Annotated in this window: 3 protein-coding genes and 1 pseudogene; 2 read left to right on the top strand and 2 right to left on the bottom strand. The window is 72.6% G+C overall.

What is annotated here, in order from left to right:
• Positions 1–218: 218 nt before the first annotated feature.
• Positions 219–1,293 (top strand): annotated as a pseudogene (locus tag CCN29_RS19265) (hypothetical protein).
• A gap of 101 nt (positions 1,294–1,394) precedes the next feature.
• A complete protein-coding gene (locus CCN29_RS19270; RefSeq protein WP_086683342.1) occupies positions 1,395–2,603 on the top strand; it encodes a trypsin-like serine peptidase in 1,209 nt (402 codons plus the stop codon).
• Positions 2,604–2,675: 72 nt separating this feature from the next.
• Here the strand turns inward: CCN29_RS19270 and hflX are convergent, their stop codons facing one another.
• Both hflX and CCN29_RS19280 read right to left on the bottom strand, forming a co-directional pair.
• Complete coding sequence (hflX, locus tag CCN29_RS19275) at positions 2,676–4,169, bottom strand: GTPase HflX (RefSeq protein ID WP_086683345.1); 1,494 nt, start codon at positions 4,167–4,169, stop codon at positions 2,676–2,678.
• A gap of 170 nt (positions 4,170–4,339) precedes the next feature.
• Positions 4,340–5,926, bottom strand: a complete 1,587-nt coding sequence (locus CCN29_RS19280; protein ID WP_086683348.1) for a M1 family metallopeptidase — start codon at positions 5,924–5,926, stop codon at positions 4,340–4,342.
• Positions 5,927–6,003 lie beyond the last annotated feature (77 nt).

A 6,003-nucleotide genomic window follows, 5' to 3' on the forward strand; every position in this document is an offset into this window, starting at 1 on the left:
CCGCGCCCCCACGCCCCCGCTCCACAAGATCCGCACACGACCGGCCAGGTCAGAACCCTTGTAGCCGAACCGTTGCCGTTCCGTCGGACGTCCCCCACGGCGAACGCCTAGTGTGTGGTGCCGTTGTCCCAGCCGTCGGAGCGGCACTGCGACCCGCCCGGGTCGGAACTGACGCCGGCGTCGTACCACCACCGTTCAATCCAGGGGGAGTTCAGATCATGCGATCCATACGGCCGTCGTCCACCGCCCGCCGCGAGAGGAGGCGGTCACGCAGAACCTCCCCCGTGGTGGCCGCAGTTGCCCTGGCCTCCGCCCTCGCCCTCACCGCCACCGCGTGCGAGTCGGGCGACACCGACGCGAGCGGGGACAGCTCCGCAACGGCCGCCGCCGACGACGGCAAGCTCAAGATCCCGGACGACATCGCGGACCGGCTCAAGGAGCACGGGATCGACCTCGACAAGTGGCGGGACGGCGCCTGGAAGAACTGGGACAAGGACAAGTGGCTGCGTGAGGCGCAGGACTTCGTCAACCCGATCATCGAGGACCTGTGGGACCCGGACCGCATGCGGGACGCCGACGAGCCGGACCAGCCGGAGGTCGACGAGAACGACATCTCCGGCGACCAGGGCGTGACCGACCCGACGCCGAAGCCAGTGCAGGCGAAGGCCCTGCCGACGACGTNNNNGCGGCTGGTACCGCAACATCGCCTTCGTGCCGTCGTACAACGACTCGGGCATGCCGGCGCAGGAGGTCGGCGGGGCCGCCAAGGAGGAGGTCGCTCCGTACGGCATCTGGTGGGGCGACTGGGCGCAGACCTCGGACCAGTGGATCGAGCAGGGCGGCGCGACGGGCGGTGACGGCGCCCCCTACGACTTCGCCGTCATCCATGTGACGCCGGAGAAGGGCGGCGACGGCAAGTCGCTGGAGGAGACGGTCGGTTCGGCCATGCCGGTGGACTTCGACGCGCCTGCCGTGCCGAAGATCGAGGACATGACGGCGATCGGCTACCCGGCCGCGCCGCCGTACGACGGGCAGTCCCTGTACTCCTGCGAGGACAAGCCGGGCCGGCTGTCGCTGAGCGCGTCCGACCCGACGATGTACCGCATCGGGTGCACCATGACCGCCGGTTCCTCCGGCGGCGGCTGGATCGCGGCCGGCCAGGACGGCGAGCCGGCGCTGGTCTCCAACACGTCCATCGGCCCGGTGACGACCGGCTGGCTGGCCGGGCCGCGGCTCGGCGAGGAGGCCAAGGGCGTCTACGACGCGGTCAGCGAGAAGTTCGCCGGTCAGTGACCGGTCCGTCCGCCCCAGGTGGCGCCGCGCGCCCGGGGCGGACGACGGAACATCCGGGCCGCGGCGTACGAACTTCGAGTAGTGACGGGGGTCACCACAGCATGCGTTCCCTTCCCACGTCCGTCCCGCGCAGGCGCGGACGGCGGACCGCCCTCGCCGCGAGCACGCTGCTCGCCGCGGTGGCGCTCACCGCGACCGCCTGCGGCGGGTCCACGGAGGACAAGGCGGCCGACCGGCCCGACGCCACGGCGAGCCGCGCCGGGGACGACGCGGGCGGCGGCGCCCGCGTCCCGGCCGACCTCGCCGACCGTCTGAAGGACCACGGCATCGACGTGGACCGCTGGCGGGACGGCGGCTGGCAGGACTGGGACAAGGACGAGTGGCTGCGCGAGGCGCGCGACTTCGTCAACCCGGTCATCGAGGGCCTCTGGAAGCCCGAGCGGATGCGGTCCGCGGAGGAGGCCGAGAAGACGGTCACCACCCAGGACGCCTCCGCGGCCCAGGGGCTGAGCGATCCGGAGCCGGCGCCGGTGACCGCCCAGGCGGAGAGGACGCCGTACCACGAGAACGCGGCCCCGGTCGGGAAGGTGTTCTTCGACTCCCCCGAGGGCTCGGCCGTCTGCTCCGGCACGGTGATCAAGGACGTCAACCACCCGGGGAAGTCCAACCTGGTGTGGACCGCCGGGCACTGTGTGCACGCCGGCGCGAGCGGCGGCTGGTACCGCAACATCGTCTTCGTCCCGGCCTACAACGACTACGGCCGGTCCGAGGCGGAGCTGGCCCAGGCGGGCGCCTCCGAGGTCGCCCCGTACGGCAACTGGTGGGTGGACTGGGCGTCGACCTCGAACGGCTGGATCCAGGGCGGCTCGGAGAGCGGCGGCGACGGGGCGGCGTACGACTACGCCGTGCTGCACGTGAAGCCGGAGCAGGGCTCCGCGTCGCTGGAGGAGACCGTCGGCGCCGCGCTCGACGTGGACTTCTCCGGCCCGACCGCCGCCGAGGCGGGCACCGTCGGCGCCTGGGGCTACCCGGCGGCGCCGCCGTACAACGGGCTGCGGATGTTCAAGTGCCTGGACACCGCGGGCCGTTTCTCGCTCGCCCCGAATCTGCCGGACATGTACCGCATCGGCTGCACGATGACCGGCGGCTCGTCGGGCGGCGGCTGGTTCCGGGTGGCCGGCGGTGAGACGGTGCTGGTGTCGAACACCTCGATCGGCCCGCTGGACCACACCTGGCTCGCCGGCCCGCGGCTCGGCCCGGACGCCGAGGCGCTGTACCAGAACATGAGCAGGACCTACGGCGGCGGTTGAACCGTACACGACGAGGGCCCGCCCCCTGCGCTCGGCAGGGGGCGGGCCCTCGTCACATGTCCGCGGTCCGGGTCAGCCGGCCGGAATGGGAACGTACGGCGCGAACTCGGCCGCCAGCTCCTCGTGCACCCGCACCTTGAGCAGCGTGCCCTCCGGGGTGTGCTCCTCGGAGATCACCTCGCCCTCGTCGTGCGCACGCGCCACCAGCTTGCCGTGGGTGTACGGCACGAGGGCCTCGACCTCCACCGACGGGCGGGGCAGCTCGTTGTCGATCAGGGCGAGCAGCTCCGGGATGCCCCGGCCGGTGCGGGCCGAGACGGCGATGGAGCGCTTCTCCGTCCGCAGCAGCCGCTGCAGGGTCAGCGGGTCCGCCGCGTCCGCCTTGTTGATCACGACGATCTCGGGCACGTCGGTGGCGCCGACGTCCCTGATCACCTCGCGCACGGCGGCGAGCTGCTCCTCCGGGGTCGGGTGCGAGCCGTCCACCACGTGGAGGATCAGGTCGGAGTCGCCGACCTCCTCCATGGTGGAGCGGAACGCCTCGACCAGGTGGTGCGGCAGGTGCCGGACGAAGCCGACCGTGTCGGCCAGCGTGTAGAGCCGGCCGCTCGGGGTCTCGGCCCGGCGCACGGTCGGGTCGAGGGTGGCGAACAGGGCGTTCTCCACCAGCACGCCCGCGCCGGTGAGGCGGTTGAGCAGCGAGGACTTACCCGCGTTGGTGTAGCCCGCGATGGCGACGGACGGCACCTTGTTGCGCTTGCGCTCCTGGCGCTTGATCTCGCGGCCGGTCTTCATCTCCGCGATCTCCCGGCGCATCTTCGCCATCTTCTCGCGGATCCGCCGCCGGTCCGTCTCGATCTTGGTCTCACCGGGACCACGGGTGGCGAGGCCGCCGCCCTTGCCGCCGCCCATCTGCCGGGACAGCGACTGACCCCAGCCGCGCAGCCGCGGCAGCATGTACTGCATCTGCGCGAGCGCGACCTGCGCCTTGCCCTCTCGGGACTTGGCGTGCTGGGCGAAGATGTCGAGGATCAGGGCCGTACGGTCGATGACCTTGACCTTGACGACGTCCTCGAGGTGGATGAGCTGGCCCGGGCTGAGCTCACCGTCGCAGATGACGGTGTCCGCGCCCGACTCGAGCACGATGTCGCGCAGCTCCTCGGCCTTGCCGGAGCCGATGTAGGTGGCCGCGTCCGGCTTGTCCCGGCGCTGGATCACGCCGTCGAGGACGAGGGCGCCCGCCGTCTCGGCGAGGGCGGCGAGCTCCGCGAGGGAGTTCTCGGCGTCCTGCACGGTGCCCGAGGTCCACACCCCGACGAGCACGACGCGCTCCAGGCGGAGCTGCCGGTACTCGACCTCGGTGACGTCCTCGAGCTCGGTGGAGAGGCCGGCGACACGGCGCAGGGCCGCACGCTCGGAGCGGTCGAGCTGGTCGCCGTCCCGCTTCCCGTCGATCTCGAGGCTCCAGGCGACGTCCTCTTCCATCAGGGCATCGGCCCGAAGACCCTCGGCGTGGCTGTGCGCGAAGCGCTTGGTGTCCTGGGAAGGGGAAGAAGAGGAGGTCATTGGGTCCTTACGTCGTTGGGTTGCCGTCTGCGGCGACGGGGCGGGCCGACGGCCCTCCGTCACTGTCCACAACGTCCGGGTACCCCGGGAGATTCCCGTTTCCCCGGTCGCGCGGACCCGACGATGGTCGCACGGCACGGCCCGTCTCGTCACCGTGTTATTCCCCGCCGTCATTCCCCGCCCGCGGCCGGCCGATGCCCGTGCGGGCCGGGCAGGTGCCCGTGCCGGTATTCGCGGGTGTGGGGGCCGGACTCCTCCGTCGCGGCCCGCTTCGAGGAGCGCCAGTCGGGGTGACCGGGCATGGGCGGGGTGGTGTCGTCGTACAGCCAGGCGTGCAGGAAGCCGGTGAGGTCGCGGCCGGCGGTCTCGGAGGCGAGCCGGACGAAGTCGGCGGTCGAGGCGTTGCCGTCGCGGTGCCGGGCGACCCAGGCGCGCTCCAGCCGGTCGAACGACTCCCGTCCGATCTCCTGCCGCAGGGCGTACAGCACCAGCGCGGCGCCGCCGTAGACGCCCGGACGGAAGATGCCGATCTTGCGGCCCGGCTCGGGCGGCTTCGGCGCGGCTGGCGGTCCTCCGGCGGCGCGCCAGCCGTCGGAGGACTCGTACGCGGCCCGCATCCGGCTCTCCAGCGACCTGCCGCCGCGCTCCTCGGCGTACAGCGCCTCGTACCAGGTGGCGTGCCCCTCGTTGAGCCACAGGTCGGCCCAGGTGCGGGGGCTGACGCTGTCGCCGAACCACTGGTGGGCCAGCTCGTGCACCATGATCGACTCGACGTACCAGGCGGGCAGGGCGGGGTCGGTGAACAGGTCGCGCTCGAAGAGGGAGAGGGTCTGGGTCTCCAGGGCGAAGCCGGTGGAGGCCTCGGCGAGCAGCAGGCCGTAGGTGGCGAAGGGGTAGCGGCCGACCCGGTCCTCCATCCAGGAGATCTGCCGCGGGGTCCTGGCGAGCCACGGTTCGAGGGCGGTGCGGTGCTCGGCGGGGACGACGTCCCGCAGGGGCAGGTCGTGCGGTCCGGTGCGGTGCACCACGGCGGAACGGCCGACGGACACCTGGGCGAGTTCGGTGGCCATCGGGTTGCGTGTCCGGTAGCTCCAGGTGGTGGTCCCGGGGGCGCGGTCGACGGCGGTGGGCAGGCCGTTGGCGACGGCGGTGTACCCGTCCGGGACGGTGATCCGGAAGGTGAACATCGCCTTGTCGGAGGGGTGGTCGTTGCCCGGGAACACCAGGTGGGCGGCGTCGGCCTGGTTGGCCATGGCGAGGCCGTCGGCGGTGCGCACCCAGCCGCCCTCGCGGTCCTCGGGCCGCCGGGGGTCGCTGGTGTGCCGGACGGTGATGCGCACCGCGTCGCCCCGGTCGAGGTCGTCGCCGGGGGTGATCACCAGGTCCTCGCCCGCACCGGCGAAGGCGGCCGGCTCGCCGTCGACGTCGACCGAGCGGACCGTGCCGTGGGCGAAGTCCAGGTTGATCCGGTCCAGCTCGGCGGTGACCCGGGCGTCGATGGTGGTGACGGCCTCCAGCGGCCGGTCGTTGCGCCCGGGATAGGTGAGATCCAGCTCGTACGCCTGCACGTCGTATCCGGGGTTGCCGAGGTGCGGGAACAGCGGGTCCCCGATGCCGAGCGGCTCGACGGGGCCGCTCGCGGCGACCAGACAGACGCCGACGGCGGAGGCGAGCAGCGCCTGGGCGGTACGACGGAGGCCCGGCCGTGCCGGGCGCCGGGGGCTTCGCGGGGCGGGGTGAGGGGAGGTGAGCGGCATGCCTCACGGCTATCAGCGCCCGCGGACACCGCAGCGACGACGCGCTCCGAACCCACCCGATCGGGTAATCACACCGC

It is taken from the genome of Streptomyces pseudogriseolus (assembly GCA_002154585.1).
Lineage (GTDB): Bacteria > Actinomycetota > Actinomycetes > Streptomycetales > Streptomycetaceae > Streptomyces > Streptomyces pseudogriseolus.

Bases quoted from the DNA above. Each gene is read 5' to 3' on its own strand.
- CCN29_RS19270 (WP_086683342.1), top strand. From the start codon at position 1,395: ATGCGTTCCCTTCCCACGTCCGTCCCGCGCAGGCGCGGACGGCGGACC.
- hflX (WP_086683345.1), bottom strand. From the start codon at position 4,169: ATGACCTCCTCTTCTTCCCCTTCCCAGGACACCAAGCGCTTCGCGCAC.
- CCN29_RS19280 (WP_086683348.1), bottom strand. From the start codon at position 5,926: ATGCCGCTCACCTCCCCTCACCCCGCCCCGCGAAGCCCCCGGCGCCCG.